At 72.4% G+C, this 18,318-nt stretch carries 17 protein-coding genes and 2 pseudogenes; 17 read left to right on the top strand and 2 right to left on the bottom strand.

Features of this window, described 5'->3' with window-relative positions:
• Nucleotides 1–349 precede the first annotated feature (349 nt).
• From QFZ75_RS14205 to QFZ75_RS14145, 13 genes and pseudogenes are all read left to right on the top strand, one after another.
• Nucleotides 350–1,240 (top strand): hypothetical protein, encoded by an 891-nt coding sequence (locus tag QFZ75_RS14205; RefSeq protein ID WP_307537022.1) that lies wholly within the window; start codon nt 350–352, stop codon nt 1,238–1,240.
• 109 nt (nt 1,241–1,349) lie between these two features.
• Nucleotides 1,350–2,063, top strand: coding sequence for a Flp pilus assembly protein CpaB (cpaB, locus tag QFZ75_RS14200; protein WP_307537020.1), 714 nt, complete (start codon nt 1,350–1,352; stop codon nt 2,061–2,063).
• Nucleotides 2,064–2,116: 53 nt separating this feature from the next.
• Nucleotides 2,117–3,730 carry an AAA family ATPase gene (locus QFZ75_RS14195; protein ID WP_307537018.1) on the top strand — a complete coding sequence of 538 codons (1,614 nt, stop codon included), beginning with the start codon at nt 2,117–2,119 and terminating at the stop codon, nt 3,728–3,730.
• Between the two features lie 68 nt (nt 3,731–3,798).
• Entirely contained in the window at nt 3,799–4,110 is a 312-nt protein-coding gene (locus tag QFZ75_RS14190; RefSeq protein WP_307544474.1) for a TadE/TadG family type IV pilus assembly protein, read from the top strand.
• Nucleotides 4,111–4,223: 113 nt separating this feature from the next.
• Nucleotides 4,224–5,564 (top strand): CpaF family protein, encoded by a 1,341-nt coding sequence (locus QFZ75_RS14185; RefSeq protein ID WP_307537016.1) that lies wholly within the window; start codon nt 4,224–4,226, stop codon nt 5,562–5,564.
• Nucleotides 5,565–5,616: 52 nt separating this feature from the next.
• Nucleotides 5,617–6,559: pseudogene (locus QFZ75_RS14180) on the top strand (type II secretion system F family protein).
• 70 nt (nt 6,560–6,629) lie between these two features.
• Nucleotides 6,630–7,520: a DUF5936 domain-containing protein gene (locus tag QFZ75_RS14175; protein WP_307537014.1), complete on the top strand. Its 891-nt coding sequence runs from the start codon at nt 6,630–6,632 to the stop codon at nt 7,518–7,520.
• A 1-nt stretch (nt 7,521) separates the two neighbouring features.
• Nucleotides 7,522–8,988 carry a sensor histidine kinase gene (locus tag QFZ75_RS14170; RefSeq protein ID WP_307537012.1) on the top strand — a complete coding sequence of 489 codons (1,467 nt, stop codon included), beginning with the start codon at nt 7,522–7,524 and terminating at the stop codon, nt 8,986–8,988.
• Nucleotides 8,981–9,733 carry a response regulator transcription factor gene (locus QFZ75_RS14165; protein ID WP_307537011.1) on the top strand — a complete coding sequence of 251 codons (753 nt, stop codon included), beginning with the start codon at nt 8,981–8,983 and terminating at the stop codon, nt 9,731–9,733. Before QFZ75_RS14170 ends, QFZ75_RS14165 begins: the two co-directional genes overlap by 8 nt.
• A gap of 105 nt (nt 9,734–9,838) precedes the next feature.
• The gene (locus QFZ75_RS14160; RefSeq protein ID WP_307545106.1) at nt 9,839–10,078 is read left to right on the top strand and encodes a hypothetical protein; all 240 of its coding nucleotides are present in this window, start codon (nt 9,839–9,841) and stop codon (nt 10,076–10,078) included.
• Complete coding sequence (locus QFZ75_RS14155; RefSeq protein ID WP_307544472.1) at nt 10,075–10,680, top strand: pilus assembly protein TadG-related protein; 606 nt, start codon at nt 10,075–10,077, stop codon at nt 10,678–10,680. Before QFZ75_RS14160 ends, QFZ75_RS14155 begins: the two co-directional genes overlap by 4 nt.
• Nucleotides 10,681–10,695: 15 nt before the next feature.
• A complete protein-coding gene (locus QFZ75_RS14150) occupies nt 10,696–11,295 on the top strand; it encodes a hypothetical protein (RefSeq protein WP_307537009.1) in 600 nt (199 codons plus the stop codon).
• A 2-nt stretch (nt 11,296–11,297) separates the two neighbouring features.
• Complete coding sequence (locus QFZ75_RS14145; RefSeq protein ID WP_373465869.1) at nt 11,298–11,921, top strand: OmpA family protein; 624 nt, start codon at nt 11,298–11,300, stop codon at nt 11,919–11,921.
• On the opposite strand, the gene QFZ75_RS14140 is transcribed toward QFZ75_RS14145, so the two are convergent.
• Nucleotides 11,899–12,465, bottom strand: coding sequence for a hypothetical protein (locus QFZ75_RS14140; protein ID WP_307537006.1), 567 nt, complete (start codon nt 12,463–12,465; stop codon nt 11,899–11,901). The genes QFZ75_RS14145 and QFZ75_RS14140 overlap by 23 nt on opposite strands.
• Nucleotides 12,466–12,776: 311 nt before the next feature.
• Here QFZ75_RS14140 and QFZ75_RS14135 point away from each other — a divergent pair, with 311 nt between their 5' ends.
• The 3 genes and pseudogenes from QFZ75_RS14135 to QFZ75_RS14125 all read left to right on the top strand — a co-directional run.
• On the top strand, nt 12,777–13,652 hold the full coding sequence (locus tag QFZ75_RS14135) for an LLM class flavin-dependent oxidoreductase (RefSeq protein ID WP_307537004.1): 876 nt from the start codon (nt 12,777–12,779) through the stop codon (nt 13,650–13,652).
• A 137-nt stretch (nt 13,653–13,789) separates the two neighbouring features.
• Nucleotides 13,790–14,356, top strand: coding sequence for a GNAT family N-acetyltransferase (locus QFZ75_RS14130; protein WP_307537003.1), 567 nt, complete (start codon nt 13,790–13,792; stop codon nt 14,354–14,356).
• Between the two features lie 52 nt (nt 14,357–14,408).
• Nucleotides 14,409–15,230, top strand: a pseudogene (locus tag QFZ75_RS14125) (class I SAM-dependent methyltransferase); the annotation flags it as partial.
• Nucleotides 15,231–15,268: 38 nt separating this feature from the next.
• Here the strand turns inward: QFZ75_RS14125 and QFZ75_RS14120 are convergent.
• Nucleotides 15,269–15,619: a metalloregulator ArsR/SmtB family transcription factor gene (locus QFZ75_RS14120; protein ID WP_307544470.1), complete on the bottom strand. Its 351-nt coding sequence runs from the start codon at nt 15,617–15,619 to the stop codon at nt 15,269–15,271.
• Nucleotides 15,620–15,695: 76 nt separating this feature from the next.
• Between QFZ75_RS14120 and QFZ75_RS14115 the strand changes: the two genes are divergently transcribed.
• A complete protein-coding gene (locus QFZ75_RS14115; protein WP_373465868.1) occupies nt 15,696–17,654 on the top strand; it encodes a heavy metal translocating P-type ATPase in 1,959 nt (652 codons plus the stop codon).
• Nucleotides 17,655–18,318: the final 664 nt, after the last annotated feature.

Here is an 18,318-nt window from a genome sequence, read left to right as displayed (position 1 = left end):
GGGAGTGGGGACGAGGAGGGGGTGAGGAGAGGACGAGCACGGTGGCCACCGTCGCCTCTCCAAACTGGTCCAGACCAATCACGTTGTCAAGACCCTTGGTGCCGCCAACGGCCCTGACAGCTGCCGGAGTTGGGCAGACGTGGCTCACTCTGTGTGGATCATGCGCGCACCCCGCGTGAATTGATCCCGGAGATCCGGTGTTGAGCGGCGCGCACCGTGGATAAGGTGCAGTTGCGGAAGGACGCCACAGTGGCAAGGTGTGTCCTCCTGTGAGGCATTCATGGCGACATAGGGGCGATCCGGGACGGCGGTTGACCGCCCCGTGCCGGTGAACGGGGTGGTGTGCAGCGTGCCGACCGCGATAGCCGTCACCAGTTCCGACCTGGTGCTTCCGCCGCACGACCGGCAGACACCGCCCGCCGTCGTCCTCCGGTCCCTGGAAAGCCTTGAGGACTCCACCACCGGCATGCACGCGCTCATCGAGCAGCACGGATACGTGATCGCGCTCTACCCGGCCTCCGCGCCGGCCGGCGTCGGGCGCCGGCTGCACGCCGTGCGGTCCGTCCTGGAGAGCGACCGCATCGCGCTGCTCGGCCTCGACCTGCCCCCGCTCGGTCTCGCCCTGCTCGCCCAGCAGCTGCGCCAGCTCTCCGCCTGCGACTTCAGTCCCGGCGTGCTCGCCTCCTCCGCACGGCTGCTCGCCCACTACATCTACGCGGGCGCCCAGCTGACCTCGGTCGCCAGACTCGACCGGGTGCCGGTGTCGCTCAGGTCGCACGCCAAGTCGTGGGTGCCGGGCGCCCAGTTCGCCGTACTGGCCACGCCGCGCCCCCAGCTGGTGCGGGTCGGCCAGGGCGACCTGACCGGACCCGAGTTCGGGACGCGGATGCTCGTCGCGCCCGGGCAGCTGCCCGCCGACTGGGTCACCGGGACGCTCGCGCCCGCCTGGCGCGTGCAGGGCGTCGCGACCGTGCCGCTGCCCGCCGAGTCGGCCCGCTGGTGGGGCACCGGCAAGCTGGCCGAGTTCGCCGCGGGCCTGCACGATGTGTCCGTCCTGTACCAGCTGGTCTCGTCCGTGCGGCGCGAGGAGTGCCACTGGTGCGGTCTCGAACTCATCGGCGACCGCTGCGGTTTCTGCGCGGCGCCGTTGTCACCGGGCCCGTCGCGGTCGAACGGGCTTCCGAAGGCCGCCGCGCGGGCAGCATCCTCGGTACGCGCCCTGCCCCGCGGGGCCGTGTGAGCCACACACGTGACGCACGGCAGGCACGTACACGTGAATAACGGTAAGTACCCCCTGACAACGGTGAATACCCCTTGAACCCGGTTCCGCCCCCACGAGGTGAGATGTTGTGAACTCGCGCCAGCGCCGCGGCGTCGTCCTGCTGGCCCTGTCGGTCCTGTGCGCCGTCGGTGCCTTCGCCGGAGTGCTGTCGGTGATCCGCGACGTGAACTCGAAGGTCGGGCCCGAGGTGGCGGCGTACCGTCTCAAGAGCGACATCGCGCCCTACCGGACGCTGACGGCCGACCAGTTCGAGAAGGTCTCGATGCCCGAGCGGTGGCTCTCCTCCACCGCGGTCACCAGCCTCTCCCAGGTCCGCGGCAAGATCGCCGTCACACAGCTGAAGAAGGGCTCGCTGCTCCAGACGGACATGATCGTCGACCGGCCCGCGCTCCGGGCCGGCCAGCAGGAGATCGCGATCCTGATCGACGCGGCGACCGGGGTGGCGGGCAAGATCGACCCGGGCTCGCGGGTCAACATCTACGCCACGTTCAAGGACGAGAGCGACAACGGCAAGGACCAGTCGAAGGTCATCGTGCAGAACGCCCGCGTCATCGACGTCGGCAAGCTGACCGCGCTCGACCCCGGCCAGTCCGGCAACGACCGCCGCCGCACCGCGAACGAGGCCGTCCCCATCACGTTCGCCCTCGACACCGCCGACGCCCAGCGCGTCGCGTACGCCGAGTCGTTCGCCGAGCACGTCCGCCTCGCCCTCATCGCGGCGGGCGCCGACGCCACCGTCGCCCCCGGCGACCGCTCGTACACCCTCGACGAGGACAAGTAGGAGGCCGTGATGCGCTCAGCCCCCACGACGTCGTCCCGGGCGAGGACATGCCGATGACCATCCGCATCCTGCCCGCCGTCGGCGACATCGACTCGGCCCGCGCGCTCAGCACGCTCCTGAGCCAGCTCGCCGACGCCGAACCCGCCCCGCCGGTCGCCGACACCACGGCCCTGCTGGACACCCTGGCCCGGCTGGCCGCGGAATCCCTCGACGAACTGCCCGAGGTCGTCCTCGTCCACGAGCGCGTCGGCCCCGTCCCCGCGCTCGACGTCATCCGCGACCTGGTCCTGCGCTTCCCGGCCGTCGGCGTCGTCCTCGTCACCGCCGACGCCAGCACGGGCGTGCTGACCGCCGCCATGGACTCCGGCGCGCGCGGCATCGTCGGCCTCCCGCTGAGCTACGACTCCCTCGCCGAACGCGTCCAGGCGGCCGCCGCCTGGTCCACCGGCATGCGGCGCCACCTGGGCAGCGGCACCCCCGAGCTGTACGCAGGACCGGGCGGCACGGTCGTCACGGTGACCGGCGCGAAGGGCGGCGTCGGCACGACGGTCACGGCCGTCCAGCTCGCCCTGGCCGCCCAGGCCTCGGGCCGCTCGGTGGCCCTGCTGGACCTGGACCTCCAGTCCGGCGACGTGGCCTCCTACCTGGACGTGCAGTTCCGCCGCTCCATCGCCGACCTCGCCGCGATCAGCGACATCAACCCGCGGGTGCTCCAGGACGCCGTCTACACCCACGAGACCGGGCTCGGCCTGCTCCTGGCCCCCGCCGAGGGCGAGCGCGGCGAGGAGATCACCGACCGGGTGGCCCGCCAGGTCCTGGCCGCCGTGCGCTCCCGCTACGACGTCGTGGTCGTCGACTGCGGCGCCCAGCTGAACGCCGCGAACGCCGCCGCCGTCGAACTCGCCGACCAGGCCCTGCTCCTGGTCACCCCCGACGTCGTCGCCGTCCGCGCCGCCAAACGCATGGTCCGCATGTGGGACCGCCTCCAGATCCGCAAGGCCGAGGAGACCCGCACGGTCGTCAACCGCTTCGCCCGCGGTACGGAGATACAGCCGTCCCTGGTCGAACGCGTCACCGGCACCAAGGTCGCCCGCACCACGGTCCCGGCCGCCTTCAAGGAACTCCAGTCCGTCGTGGACGCGGGCCGCATGCAGGACCTGGACGCCCGCTCGACGGTCAAGCAGGCGCTGTGGGCCCTGGCCGGCGAGCTGGGCCTGGTGGCCGAGCAGCCCGCGGGCGGTGGCGGCCGGCGCCGCAGGGCCGCCGCCGACAAGGGGTCCCTCTCGCTGCGCCGCAAGGGCGGCGACCGGGGCGCGGTCACCCTGGAGTTCGCCGGGATGTTCCCGATCCTGCTGGTCGTGATGACGATCCTGTGGCAGTGCGCGCTGTACGGCTACACGTACTCCCTGGCCGGGAACGCGGCGGACGAGGCGGCGCGGGCGGCGACGGCTGCGAACGCGGTCGACGGCGACGTCGCGGGTGCCTGCGCCGCCGCCGGCGGCGAGCACCTGCCGGGCGCCTGGGACGGTGCGGTGATCACCTGCGGCGCGAACGGGACGGTCATGAAGGCCACGATCGAGGCGGAGGTACCGCTCTTCTTCCCGGGCTTCGACGCGGGCTGGAAGGTCAAGGGGACGGCGGGGGCCGCGCTGGAGGGGGACGGCTGATGAAGCGACTTCCGCGACGTCTTCCGACGCGCCTGTGGAGGCGGTTACGGGACGACCGGGGCGTGTCCATGCTGGAGTTCGCCGGGTTCCTGCCCATCCTGCTCGTCGTCGGCATGGCGGCCATCCAGCTCGGCCTGATCGGCTACGGCATCAACCAGGCCGGTACGGCGGCGCGGGCCGCGGCGCGGGCCGCCTCGCAGGGGGACGACGGGGGAGCGGCGGGAGCGGCCTCGGTGAGCGGCTGGCTCGACCCGAACGTGTCGGCCGCCGAGGGCGACGACCTCACGACCGCGACGGTCACGCTCCAGGTCCCCGCCGTCATCCCCCTCCTGCCGAGCGTGACGGTGGAACGCCACGCCACGATGCCCACCGACGACTGACCCACCCACCCACCCACCCACCCACGCCCGCCCGAACGCCCGAACGACCGCCTGACCGAGACGCCGAACGACCGAGACGCCGAACGATCGAGAGACCGAGAGGAGGCGACCCCATGAGCCTGCGAGCCCGTATCGCCGCACCCGAGGAGGGCGGAGCCGGCCGCGAGGACGGACACCTCGTCGCCGTCTACCGCGCCAAGCTGCTGGAGGAGATCGACCTCGCGGAGATGTCGAGCCTCGCGGCGGCCGAGCGCCGCATCCGCCTGGAGCGCGTCCTCGGGCACATCATCAGCCGCGAGGGCCCGGTCCTGTCGACCGCCGAGCGCTCCCAGCTGATCCGCCGGGTCGTCGACGAGGCACTGGGCCTCGGCGTCCTGGAACCCCTCCTCGCCGACCCGTCGATCACCGAGATCATGGTCAACGGCCCGGACTCGATCTTCGTCGAGCGGGCCGGGCGCGTGGAGCAGCTCCCGCTCCGCTTCGCCTCGAACGAGCAGCTGATGCAGACCATCGAGCGCATCGTCTCCACCGTCAACCGCCGCGTGGACGAGTCGAACCCGATGGTCGACGCCCGCCTCCCCACCGGGGAGCGCGTCAACGTCGTCATCCCGCCGCTCGCCCTCACCGGTCCCACCCTCACGATCCGCCGCTTCCCCCGCGCGTACACGCTCCCGGAGCTGATCGGCCTGGGCTCCCTCGACGAGCAGATGCTGATGCTGCTGGCCGCGTTCGTCCGCGCCCGCTTCAACGTCATCGTCAGCGGCGGTACGGGCTCGGGCAAGACCACGCTCCTGAACGCGCTCTCCGGACTCGTCCCCTCCCACGAGCGCATCATCACCATCGAGGACTCCGCGGAACTGCAGCTCCAGCAGGAGCACGTGATCCGCCTGGAGTCCCGCCCGCCGAACGTGGAGGGCAAGGGCCAGATCACCATCCGCGACCTGGTCCGCAACTCCCTGCGCATGCGCCCCGACCGCATCATCGTCGGCGAGGTCCGCGGCGGCGAGACCCTCGACATGCTCCAGGCCATGTCGACGGGCCACGACGGCTCCCTCGCCACCGTCCACTCGAACTCCGCCGAGGACGCCCTGATGCGGCTCCAGACCCTCGGCTCGATGTCCGAGGTGCAGATCCCCTTCGAGGCGCTCAAGGACCAGATCAACTCGGCGGTGGACGTCGTCGTCCAGCTGACCCGGCACGCCGACGGCTCCCGCAAGGTCACCGAGATCGCGCTGCTGGTCTCGCACGGCCGCGAGCAGTTCCGGGTCGTGCCCGTCACCCGCTTCGTTCCGCGCCCCACCGGCCCCGACCGGGTCGTCCACGGCTACTTCGAACACCTTCCGCTGCCCCGCTCGGTGGCGGAGAAGCTGTACGTCGCCAACGAGCCGCTGCCGCCCGCCTTCGGGGTGGCGGAAGCACTCGACGTCCCCGGCACCCGGCAGGCGATCGGATGACACCCACCGCAGTCGTCGCAGACCGCCCGGTCACGAGCGGGAGGAGCGCGTCGTGAACAACGCGGTCCCGCTCGCCCTCGGCGCCACCCTCCTGTGCGGCACGCTCGCCGTCGCGGGCGTGCACACGTACGCGTCCGGCCGCGCCCAGCGCCAGGCCCTGGTCGACCGCCTCTCCGGCGGCGGCCCCCTGCGCACCGCCGCCGGCCGCGCGCGCCGCTTCGCCGCCGTCGACCGCCGGCTGCGCCGCACCCGGCTGGGCCGCACGATCCAGCTGCGGCTCTCGGCGACGGGCCTCGACGTGACGGCGGGCGAGTTCTTCACGTACGGCGCCGCCGTGGTCGTCGCGCTCTGGCTGATCGCGGCCGCCGCCCTCGACCCCGTTCTTCGGCCCCATCGCGGGCCTGGTCGGTGTCTGGAGCGCGGCGATCTTCCTCAACTGGCAGCGCCAGAAGCGCATCGAGGCGTTCATCAACCAGCTGCCGGACGTGGCACGCCTGCTGGCCAACGCGGCAGCCGCGGGCCTGGCCCTGCGCACCGCGCTGGCGATGGCGGCGGAGGAGCTGGAGGCCCCGGCGGGCGAGGAACTGGCCAGGGTCGCGGACCAGCTGACCCTGGGCCGCTCGGTCGACGACGCCCTGAGCGAGCTGGCCGACCGGCTTCCGTCCCGCGAACTGGTCGTCCTGGTCACCACCCTGGTCCTGTCCAACAAGGCGGGCGGCACGGTCGTCAACTCCCTGCGCAACCTCACCAAGACCCTGGAGGACCGCAAGGAGACCCGCCGGGAGGTCCGCACGATGCTCTCCGAGGTCAACGCGACGGCCTTCACGGTCCCGCTCCTCGGCCTCGGCTCGCTCCTCCTCATCAACTCCTCGAACGAGGGCGCCCTGGCCAAGGTGACCGGCTCCCCGCTGGGCCAGACCCTGGTGCTCATCGCGATGGGCCTCTACACGATCGGCTTCTTCGTCATCCGCCGCCTGGGCAAGATCGAAGTATGAGCACACGGGGAACACGGGGAACACGGGGACACGGGGACCTGAGGGCCGAGGGCACAGGGAGGGGAACGGGATGACGGCACTGCTGCTCGCCGCGCTGATGGGCCTGGCCGTCGGAGGCTTCCTCCTCGGTCTGCGCATGTACCGCGCGGAGGCCAAGCTCCCCGGCGACCTGGCCCTGGCGCTGGAGGTGGGCGGGACCCGCGTCTCGAAGGCGGACTCCGCGGTGGACCGCCTGGGCATGCGGTTCGCCCCGGCGGTGCTGCGTCTGATGGGCCCGCGCCGCGTGGACGCCAAGCGCCGCCGTATCGACATGGCGGGCAACCCCGGCGGCCTGACCCTGAACCGGTACGCGGCCCGCCGGGCGGTGTACGGCGTCTTCGGCGTCCTGCTGTTCCTGATCTTCCTGACCAACGGGCAGCTCCTGTTCGCGGTCATGGCCCTGGCGTTCGGCCTGCTGGCCGCGGACGCGCTGATCTGGCAGGCGATCCGTGACCGCAAGGACGTCATCGACCGCACCCTCCCCGACTTCCTGGACGTCCTGGCGGTCGTGGTGTCGGCGGGCCTGGGCTTCCGTCAGGCCCTGGAACGCGTGGCCGATCACTACGAGGGCCCGTGGGCGGACGAGCTGCGCATCACCCTGCGCCAGATGGACATGGGCGTGAGCCGCCGCCAGGCCTTCGACGAGCTGCGCAGGCGCAACTCGTCCGAGCAGGTGGCGCAGTTCGTCTCGGCGCTCCAGCAGGGCGAGGAGCTGGGCTCCCCGATCGCGGACACCCTCATCCAGCTCGCCACGGACATGCGCCGCACGGACGCCCAGAACTCCCGCCGCCGGGCCGCCAAGACGATCCCCAAGGCGACCATGGTCACGCTCGTCTTCATGCTGCCGGCCACGATGATCCTGATCGCGACGGGGATGTTCCTGGGCTCGGGCACGAACTTCGGCTCGGTACTGGGCCGCTGACATGGCAGCCGGAGGGACTCCCGAGGGCGGCCGGGCCGCGCCCCGTCAGGGACGCGGGGAACCGCGCGACGAGCCCCGACGGACCCGCGGGTTCAAGGCGGTCCTGTCCGCCAGGGCCAGGGCGTCCCGCCCGACGGGCTACTTCGCCGACGACGCGGCGGCGCCCGGCAGCGTGCGTCTCCAGCTCAACGCCCTGCAGGCCCTGTGCCGCCAGGCGTTCGCGGTCAGGCTCACGATGATCGCGATCGGCGCCCCCTTCGCCACGGCCAACGCGTCCGACGGCCTCCCCCGCCACGCGGTCGTCACCGCCGCGGTCCTGGCGGTGACGGGCTCGTACGCCATGCTCAGGGACTGGGACAGGTTCGCCCCGAAACTCCTCGCCCACCCCACCCTCATGGCGGTGGACCTGGTCTTCGGCGCGATACTCCTCCTGACGGCGCCCCCCGCCTCCCCCCTCGCGTACGCGGCGGTCTGCACCCCCCTCCTGGCGGGCCTGCTGTACGGCTGGCGCGGCTCGGGAGTCTTCACGGGACTCCAGCTGGTCGTCCTGCTGACGACCTTCAGGGCATGGCAGCACCACCCCGGCACCGGTGCCAGCACCCTCCTCATCGCGGGTTTCTGCATCGCGGCGGGCATCATCGGCGTGACCCTGCGCAACCTGATGTTCCAGTTCGGCACGGCCGGCCAGGCCCTCGCGGAGGCGAACTCCCGCCTGGCCGTCGCGGAGGCCGTCGAATCGGAACGGGCCCGGCTGGCCCGCGAGATGCACGACTCGGTGGCGAAGACCCTGCACGGCCTGGCCCTGTCGGCGGAGGCCCTGGCGGTCGCCGCCGACCACGACACGGACCCCCGCGCCCTGAAGGCCCAGGCCACCGCGGTGGCGGGAGCGGCCCGACGGGCGGCGGCGGAGTCCCGTGAACTGCTGACGGACCTGCGGGCCCACACGGCGATGTCGACCCCGCCGACGGACCTGCTGGCGGACCTGCTGACGGAACTGGCTTCCAGGGTGACCGACTTCGAGTCCCGCACGGGTATGAGGACGACCTTCACCCACGAAACCGTCCCGGCCGCGGCCGTCCCTCTCCGGGCCGTCCCTCCCGAGGCCTCCCGCCACCTGCTGGCGATCGCCTCGGAGGCCCTGGAGAACGCGCACCGCCACGCCTCGCACGCGACCCACGTACACGTGTCCCTCGCCGTCACGCACCCCGCCCCGCACTGCGCCCTGCACCTGACCGTGCGGGACGACGGGGAAGGCACACCCGTGTCCCTCGCCGACATACCGGTCCTGGCGAAAACCGGCCACTTCGGCCTGCTGGGAATGCTGGAACGCGCGGCATCCGTGGGAGCGGACCTCCGACTGCACAGCGCCGAAGGCGGAGGCACGGAGGTCACGCTGAGCCTCCCCCTCGCCCCTCCGCCGTCCGCACCCCCTTCACACACTCCCCAAGAGGAGGCCGCACATGCCTGAGCAGGCACTTCCCGGCCCGCCCCTGCGAGTGCTGGTGGCCGACGACAACCCGGTCGTCCGGGCCGGCCTCGCGGCCCTGCTGAACGCCCACCCGGACATCAGGGCCGTGGCCCAGGCGTCCGACGGCGAGGAAGCGATCGCACTCGCGACCCGCCACCGCCCCGACGTGGTCCTGCTGGACGTGCGCATGCCGGGCACGGACGGCCTGACCGCGCTGCCCCCGCTGGCCCGGCTCGCGCCCGTGATGATGCTGACGTACAGCCGCGAACCTGAGGTGGTGGCACGGGCGTTGTGCCTGGGCGCCGTCGGTTACCTGGTCCACGGCGAGTTCACCGCGGACGAACTGATCACCGCCGTGCGGGACTTGCGCGACGGAACGGCCACTTTCACCGTGTCCGCCGCCGATGTGTCGGATTCGCTCGGAGTTTCGTACGAACCGAACCAAAACTCTTCGCACCTGCAATCGGTTGTGGCACAGTCGTCGCAGGCTCTTCCCGTCCACGCGCCGGGGCTCCTGCGGCGCGGCCGCAACCGTCCGGATCACGACCTGAGTTCACGGGAGGTGGAGGTCATGGATCTCATCGCGGCAGGTATGAGCAACCAGCAGATCGCCGCCACGTGCTTCATCAGCGAGAAGACGGTCAAGAACCACATCAACCGCATCTTCGCGAAGCTGCACAGTTCCACCCGCAGCGAAGCGATCGCCCACTGGCTGGGCACGGCCCACGGGGGGTGGAACCGGTGACTCCGGCCACGGGAAGTTGGGCCCCTGGACCCACCCGCAGTAGGCGGATTATCACGTACGGTGCGCGGGACGGTAGTGGTTTTGGGCGGGAGGGAAGGGATCACTGTGACCAGAAACCTGGAGCCGGAGACGTCCACGGGAACGAAGCGGGCGGTTCGGAAATGGGGCCGCACCGTGGCCTCCCGGATGCGCGGACGGGACCGGGACGCGGGCGCGGGCTTCGTCGAGTACGCAGGGCTCATGATCCTGATCGCCGGGATCTTCACGCTGATCGACGGTCTCGGCCTCGACGGACTGATCTCCGGCGCGATCCTGGACGCGGTCAACCAGGTCATCGGCGGCTGATCCGCGCACGACTGCGCGGCGACCGGGGATCGACTCTCCCCGTCTCCATCTGGCTGACGGCCATCCTGCTCTTCGCCGCGTTCGCGTTCTTCGCGTTCGCCCAGGCGGCGTCCGCCCGGAACGGAGCACAGTCCGCGGCGGACGCCGCCGCTCTGGCAGCCGCTCAGGACGCCAGGGACGAACTGATGGAAGGCCTGGAGGCCGCCGTCGGTGTGGAGGACGACTGGCTGGACTGGCTCGACGGCGACGGGTTCGACGGCGCCGGCGCCGCAGCCGCAGCTGGTGAACTGGCCGCCGAGAACGATGCGTCTGTGACGGCGGTCACGCCCTATGCCGTGGCCGGATTCCCCGGTTTCCAGGTGGAGATCCGGACCGACTACACGGTCGGGGACTCGATCATTCCGGGCACGGAGGGCATGCACGCGACCGCGGAAGCCGCGGCCGTCATCAAGCCTCGCTGCGACTTCGACGTACCCGATGATCCGAAAGATGTCGTCGAACTGGATTGTGACGGCGAACTTGTGGATATCGACCCCGAAGATTTCGATTTGGACGACCTTCCCGACGCGTCCGTGCTGTTCTCTGTGCATCTGGCCGAGTGAAAGGAAGCCGTAGCGATGAACATTCGGCACACCACGAAGGGCCGCACGGTACTGACCGCCGTGGCGATCACGACTGGGCTGGTCCTCACGGTGGCCGGCTGCGGCGGTGGAGACGACGGGGGCTCGGACAAGAAGACGTCCTCGTCCTCACCGGCGAAGGACGACGGGGACGACGGGGGCGACGACGAGCAGGGATCCCAGTCGCCGTCGGCCCAACAGGTCCTGGCCGAAGTGAAGGCGGGCGGCCTGACCGTCGCCGTCACCTCGGCCGACCGTGACGAGGGTGGATTCGTCACCGTCGAGGGGACGGTGACCAACGGCAGCGGCAAGTCGTGGGTGGCTGCGGACTGGCGGGGCGACGAGCGGGAGCTGGCCGGGAACGGCGGATCCATCGCGGGTGCCAGCCTGGTCGATCAGGGGGGCAAGAAGAAATACCTCGTTCTGCGCGACACGGAGGGGCGCTGCCTCTGCACGCGGTTCACCGGCGGCGTCCAGCCGGGCGAGACCACGGAGTGGTTCGCCCAGTTCCCCGCCCCGCCCGAGGGGACCACCGAGGTCTCCTTCCAGGTCGGCTCGATGCCCCCGGCCGCGGTAGAGATCTCCGAGGGTGAGTGACCATGCCGCTCACCCCCCGCGCCACGTCGGTCACCCTCACCGCCCTCGCCGCACTCGTCTTCATGACCCCGCTGACCGCGGCCCACGCGGACGACGCGGACCCGAGTGAACCGCCGGGCAGCGTCACCACGTCCCAGCCGCCGGAGGTCGACGCGAACAGCCCCGGGCTGAAGCTGGCCGACGGCGCGACCCTCGCGGCCGCGCGGGTGCTCGACATCAAGTCGGTCGTCGAGGACCTCGGCGGGGAGGAGCGCCGCGAGGACACGAACGAGGACGTGACGTTCGCGCTCCAGGCGGAGGTCCTCTTCCCGAAGAACAGCTCCAAGCTCAACCCGGAGGCACGTGCCCGTATCGCGACGATCGCGGACGAGATCAAGTCCCAGAAGGCCACGAACGTCCGTGTCTTCGGTTTCACGGACAACCTCGGCTCGTACGCCCATGGCGTCACCCTCTCCAAGGGCCGGGCGGAAGCCGTCCATGAACAGCTCGCGGCGGCCCTCGGCGAGGTGGACGTCACCTTCGTCGTACGCGGCTACAGCGAGGACTACCCCATCGCCGACAACACCTCGGAACAGGGCCGCCGCAAGAACCGCCGCGTGGAGGTCACGTTCCCGAAGGAGGCGTGACGGAGCGCGCCCGGTACTCGTCCAGGAACCCCACCGCGAGCAGCGACAGCATCGCTGCCAGCACGAAGGCGGCGGCCAGGACGTTCAGGAGGGTGTAGGGGCCGTCGGCCGCGACGACCCGGCCGTCGCTCAGCAGGCAGTCGAAGCCCAGCGGCAGGTAGGACGGCCCGTGCCCGGTGAGCTGATCAAGGGTGCCGGGCGGGAGGGAGCGGCAGGGGGCGGCGGGCGCGGACCCCGCGCCGGACTCGGCTTCGCTCGCGTTCCACTGGACCAGGCCGAGCCCGATCGCGTACACGATCACGGCCGCGACAGCCGCCATGCCCGCGCACCACCGCAGCAGGTCCCCGGCCCAGTCCGGTCGCCGCCCGGGCGCGAGGACCGACGCCAGCTTCACCACGACCGCGACGGCCCACAGCGGCACAGCGAGCACGGCGCCGTACATCAGCAGGACGAACATGTTCCAGCCGCCTCCCGCTGTCCCTGCCGCTCCGATGATCCGGTCGTCCTGTGCCAGACGCCAGGTCGCGCCGGCCGGTTCCTTCACGCGACGGCTACCGCGCCCGGCAGGGCGTCCCCGCGAACCAGGACCGGCTCCGCCGTGGTGCGCTCGCAGCGCGCGCACATCCGTACCGCGGGGCGCGTCACCGGGACGCGACCTGTACGTCGCCATCGCCGGCCACGTTGCCGCGCGTATCGCGGCGGGGGAGCTGCGGCCAGGTGCTGCGGGAGCGGCAGCTCATCGTCACCGTCCACGGCAAGGGGACCTTCGTCGCCGATCCGCCGCCGGGGTCGGGCCGGCCGGAGTGATCCGACAAACAGGTTGAACCCCGCCGACCCTCCGGGTAGGAACAGCGCATGACCACACTCGGCGCTGTCTTCCGGCCCCAACTGCCTCCAGAACGCCTGCGAGCTCTGGCCCGCGCGGCGGACGACGCCGGGCTGGAGGAACTCTGGCTCTGGGAGGACTGCTTCCTCGAAGGAGGCGTCTCGGCGGCAGCCGCGGCCCTCGCGTGGACCGACCGGCTCCGCGTAGGAGTCGGCCTCCTCCCCGTGCCGCTGCGCAACGTCGCCGTCACCGCCATGGAGGCCGCCACCCTGCACCGGCTCTTCCCCGGCCGGCCCGTCCTGGGCGTCGGACACGGCGTACAGGACTGGATGGGCCAGGTCGGAGCGCGCGCCGAGTCACCCGTGACGCTCCTGCGCGAGTACCTCACGGCCCTGCGCGCCCTGCTGGCCGGTGAACGCGTCACCACCGACGGCCGGTACGTGAAGCTCGACGACGTCGCCCTCGACTGGCCCCCGCCGACGCCGGTGCCGATCCTCGCCGGAGCCACCGGACCCCGCTCGCTCAAGCTCTCCGGAGAGGCCGCGGACGGCACCGTCCTCACGGCCAACACGTCACCCGGGGGTGTGCGGGAAGCCCGCCGCCTCATCGACGAGGGGCGCGCGTCGGCCTCCCGTACCGGCGACCCGCACACCGTCGTCGTCTACCTCCTCACCGCCACCGGCCCCGACGCCGCCGCCCGCCTCCAGGCCGAGCAGCGCGCCGAAGGTGTGGCGTCGGTGCCGGACCTCGGCGTCGCCGGGGACGCCGGCGACGTCGCGCAGGCCGTGCAGCGTCTCGCGGACGCCGGCGCCGACACCGTCGTCCTGCAGCCCACCGCCGACGAGCCGGACCCCGAGGGCTTCATCCGCTTCACCGCCGAAGAAGTACGCCCTCTCGTCCCCTGAGCCCCGGGCTCCGGTTCCGATCCCGGATCCGGATCCGGGATCGGAACCGGAGCCGGGATCGGAACCGGATCCGTGCCGTCGTCGCCCATGCCAACACCCACGCCCACTGTCAGTGCCCGGTGCCAGACTGCTCCGGCATGAGCGACGACGCGCACGGACAGACCGCCCCGCCCGCCCCACGCGTACGGCTGCGGAACGTACGGGACACCGACCTGCCTGTCCTCTTCGCGTACGAACAGGACCCCGAGGCGACCCGGCGGTCGCGGTTCCCCGCCCGGCCCCGCGACCGCTTCATGACGCACTGGACCACCCGCATCCTCGGCGACCCCACCGTTCTCGTACGGACGGTCGACGTGGACGACGCCCCGGCCGGCAGCATCGTCGCCTGGTGGGAGGCGGACGCGGCGACGGGTGAGGACCGGCGCTTCGTCGGCTACTGGCTCGGCCGCCCCTACTGGGCCAGAGGCATCGGCACCGAAGCCCTCGGCCTCTTCCTCCGCGAGGAGAGGACCCGCCCCCTGTACGCCGACCCCTTCGCGGGGAACACCGCCTCGGTCCGCCTCCTGGAACGGCACGGCTTCCGCAAGGTCGGCACGCTTCAGCACGGCAAGGACGTGCACGACCTCCTCGTACTCGACGGACCCGTATCCGACGGGCCCGCGCCCGACGGACCCGTACCCGACGGACCCGCCGCCCAGGAGTGACCCGCCGGGAAACCTGTCGCGTCCCGCGCCCGCCGCCTGCCACCATCGCCCGATGAGCCAGACCGATCCGACCGGCCCACGCACCCACACCGGTACCGGCACCCACACCCACACCGGCACCGGCACCTTCGAGGAACTTGTCGCCGAGGCCGAGGCCGCCCCCACCGCAGGGTGGGACTTCTCGTGGTTCGAGGGGCGGGCCACCGAGGAACGCCCCTCCTGGGGATACGCACGCGCCATGGGGGAGCGGCTGGCCCGCGCGGACGCCGCGCTCGACATCCAGACCGGCGGCGGTGAGGTCCTCGCCGCCGCGGCCGGGTTGCCCAGGCTCACCGTCGCCACCGAGGGCTGGCCCCCGAACGTGGCCAAGGCCACCGCCCTGCTCCATCCGCGCGGCGCGGTCGTCGTCGCCTCGCCGCAGGACGCGCCGCTGCCGTTCGGCGACGGGGCGTTCGACCTGGTCACGAGCCGGCACCCGGTGACCCCGCACTGGACGGAGATCGCCCGCGTCCTGCGTCCCGGCGGCACGTACTTCGCCCAGCACGTCGGTCCCGCCAGCGCCTTCGAGGTCGTCGAGTACTTCCTCGGGCCGCAGCCCGGCAGTCACCGCGGCCACCGTCACCCGGACCGCGAGCGCGCCGGGGCCGAGGCGGCCGGCCTGGAGATCGTCGACCTGCGGGCGGAGCGGCTGCGGATGGAGTTCCACGACATCGGGGCCGTCGTGCACTTCCTGCGCAAGGTGGTGTGGATGGTGCCGGACTTCACCGTCGAGCGGTACCGGACCCGACTGCTGCGCCTGCACCGGCAGATCGTCGGCGAGGGCCCGTTCGTGGCCCACAGCTCCCGCCACCTCGTCGAGGCCCGTAAGCCCGCAAGCCCGCGAGCCCGTAGGCCGGAGCGCGGCTGTGGCGCTCACGCCTCGTCCCGCAGCCCCAGCCGCAGGTGCTCCACATGGTGCAGCGCCTGCTCCAGCAGCTCCGCCACGTGGTGGTCGTACAGCGCGTACACGATCGACCGCCCGCGCCGCTCCCCGGTGACCAGCCCCAGGTTCCGCAGCAGCCGCAGCTGGTGCGAGCACGCCGACTGCTCCAGGTCCGCCGCCTCGGCGAGTTCGCCGACCGCGCACGGGCCCTCCCGCAGGCGCGCCAGGATGCGCAGCCGGGACGGCGTGGCCAGGGCCTGGAGCGTCGCCGCGACGTCCGCGGCGCCGACGGCGTCCAGCCGCTCGCGGGTGCTGCTCTTCGCATCGACTCCGTGGCCCATCCCGTCATCGTAGCGAGACCGCCACGCCGGCCCCGTACCCATCGGAATGAATGAAGACTTGTTCATGTGTTCCTGTATGGTGGCGCGCATGTCCGCCCCGGCACCCACTCCCACCGCCCTGCCCGCCTCCGCACCCGCACCGGCTTCCGCCCCGGCGCGCGTGCGGCCCGCCCGTACCCGCCTCCTCGCGCTCCCCGAAGCCCGCTGGGCCGCCGCCTCCACCGCGGCCTTCCTGCTCGCGCTGCCGCTCCAGCTGCTCGGCGCGAGCGCGTGGCTGTGGGGGCCGCTGTACGCCGTCGCCTACCTGGCCGGCGGCTGGGAGCCCGCGCTCGAAGGGCTCAGGACGCTGCGCGGGAAGACCCTCGACGTCGACCTGCTGATGATCGTCGCGGCGCTCGGCGCGGCCTCGATCGGCCAGGTCATGGACGGCGCGCTGCTCATCGTCATCTTCGCCACCTCGGGCGCGGTGGAGGCCCTGGCCACCGCCCGCACCGAGGACAGCGTCCGCGGCCTCCTCGGCCTCGCGCCGGCGACAGCCACCCGGCTGCACCCCGGCAGCGGCGCGCAGGAGACGGTCGAGGCCGGCCGGCTCGCCGTCGGGGACGTGATCCTGGTGCGGCCCGGCGAGCGCGTGGCGGCCGACGGCCGGGTCCTGGACGGTACGAGCGACCTCGACCAGGCGACCATCACCGGCGAACCCCTGCCCGTATCGAAGGCGGCGGGCGACGAGGTCTTCGCCGGCACCCTGAACGGCACCGGCGCCCTGCGCGTCCGCGTCGGGCGCGACCCCTCCGACACGGTCATCGCCCGTGTCGTCGCCCTCGTCGAGGAGGCCTCCCGCACGAAGGCCCCGACGCAGCTCTTCGTCGAGCGGATCGAACACCGCTACGCGCTGGGCATGGTGGCCGCGACCGTCCTCGTCTTCGCCGTCCCGCTCGTCTTCGGCGCCGACCTCACCGGGGCACTCCTGCGGGCCATGACCTTCATGATCGTCGCCTCGCCGTGCGCGGTGGTCCTGGCGACGATGCCGCCGCTCCTGTCGGCCATCGCCAACGCGGGCCGCCACGGCGTGCTCATCAAGTCCGCCGTCGTGATGGAACGCCTCGGGCAGGCGGACCGGATCGTCTACGACAAGACCGGCACCCTGACCGAGGGCACGCCCCACCTCACCGGCGTCCTGCCCGAACCGGGCTTCAGCGAGGCCGGGTTGCTGTCCCTCGCGGCCGCCGCCGAGTACCGCAGCGAACACCCCCTGGCCCGCGCGATCGTGGCCGCCGCCCAAGAACTCCCGCACGCGACCCCGCACCCGGAGGAGGCGTACGACTTCCGGTCCGCGCCCGGGTGCGGAGTGACCGCGACCGTGGCCGGGCGCGAGGTGGAGGTCGGTTCCCCGGAGCGGCTCGGCGAACGGGCGGCGGTCCCCGACACCGACGGCACCGCGGTCGTCGTCCGCGTGGACGGCGTCCGCGCGGGCTGGCTGCTCCTCGCCGACCGGCTCCGCCCCGGCGCCCCCGAGGCGGTCGCCGCCCTGAGCGGCCTCACCTCCGCCCCGCCCGTCCTCCTCACCGGCGACAACCGCCGGGCCGCGCACGCGGTGGCCGGACGGACCGGCATCCCCGCCGGCGGCGTACACGCGGCCCTGCTCCCGCACCAGAAGGCCGAGGCCGTACGGGACCTGGGCGGCCGGGTGCTCTTCGTGGGCGACGGGGTCAACGACGCCCCGGCCCTCGCCGCCGCCCACACCGGCGTCGCGATGGGACGGGGCGGCGCGGACCTGGCGCTGGAGACCGCGGACGCCGTACTCGTCCACGACGACCTCACGGCCGTGCCCAGGGCCGTCGCCCTCTCCCGCCGCGCCCGGCGCCTCGTCGTCCAGAACCTGTGCCTCGCCGGGGTGTTCATCACCGTCCTCGTCGTCTGGGACCTGGCGTGGCACCTCCCGCTGCCCCTCGGTGTCGCCGGCCACGAGGGTTCGACGATCCTGGTCGGCCTCAACGGCCTGCGCCTGCTGCGCGAGAGCGCCTGGCGCGAGTAGGCCCCGCGAACCGCCCACCCCCGCGAACCGCCCACCCGCGCGGCCCGGCGCGAGCGGCCCGGCGCGAGCGGGCCGAGACGCCGCGAAAATCCCGGAAACGTACACACGGTTTCCACATCGTTATGCCGGATGGCTCATTCCACCCGTCACCGTCGCGTAGTTTCGTACGAAGGCAATTCGCGCCAGCAAAGCTGCGCGGGACGGCACCGCGCGGTGGAGGGGGCTGCGCGGTGCCGTCCCTGCAGGTCCGTCCCGCGAGGAAGCGGGGCGGACGGCGGACGGGTACCGCCCCGGCGCGGTCACCCTTGGGGCGTACGTCCGAGGGAAACGGCCCAACGCCTCATATCCTCGTGCGAACCCCCTGATTCCCTTCGTATTCTCCTTGATCGCCTTGGAATCCGCTGGGATCCGGCCATGATCTGCCTCGGAATTCACGTCTCCGCATCCACCCGGGCGTTGTCGGGCGACTCCGGAGAGTAGTTTTGGCACGCCGATGCGCGCAGCATCACTTACGAAGGGTTATGGTGGAAACCCCCCCTCGGGCCGGTCCGTCTCCCCCCCACGGACCGGCCCGTTTTTTGTGCGCTCCCGCGCGCACGGCGCACGCACCGGAGCCGCCGTCGCATCGGACGCCCGGCCCCCGCCGGCTCCCCGCCCCGTCTCC

Origin of the sequence: Streptomyces sp. V3I8 (assembly GCF_030817535.1) — a bacterium.
In the GTDB taxonomy this organism is placed as follows: domain Bacteria; phylum Actinomycetota; class Actinomycetes; order Streptomycetales; family Streptomycetaceae; genus Streptomyces.
Note: the sequence above shows the minus strand (reverse complement) of the source record. Positions and strands in the feature narration are given on the sequence as shown.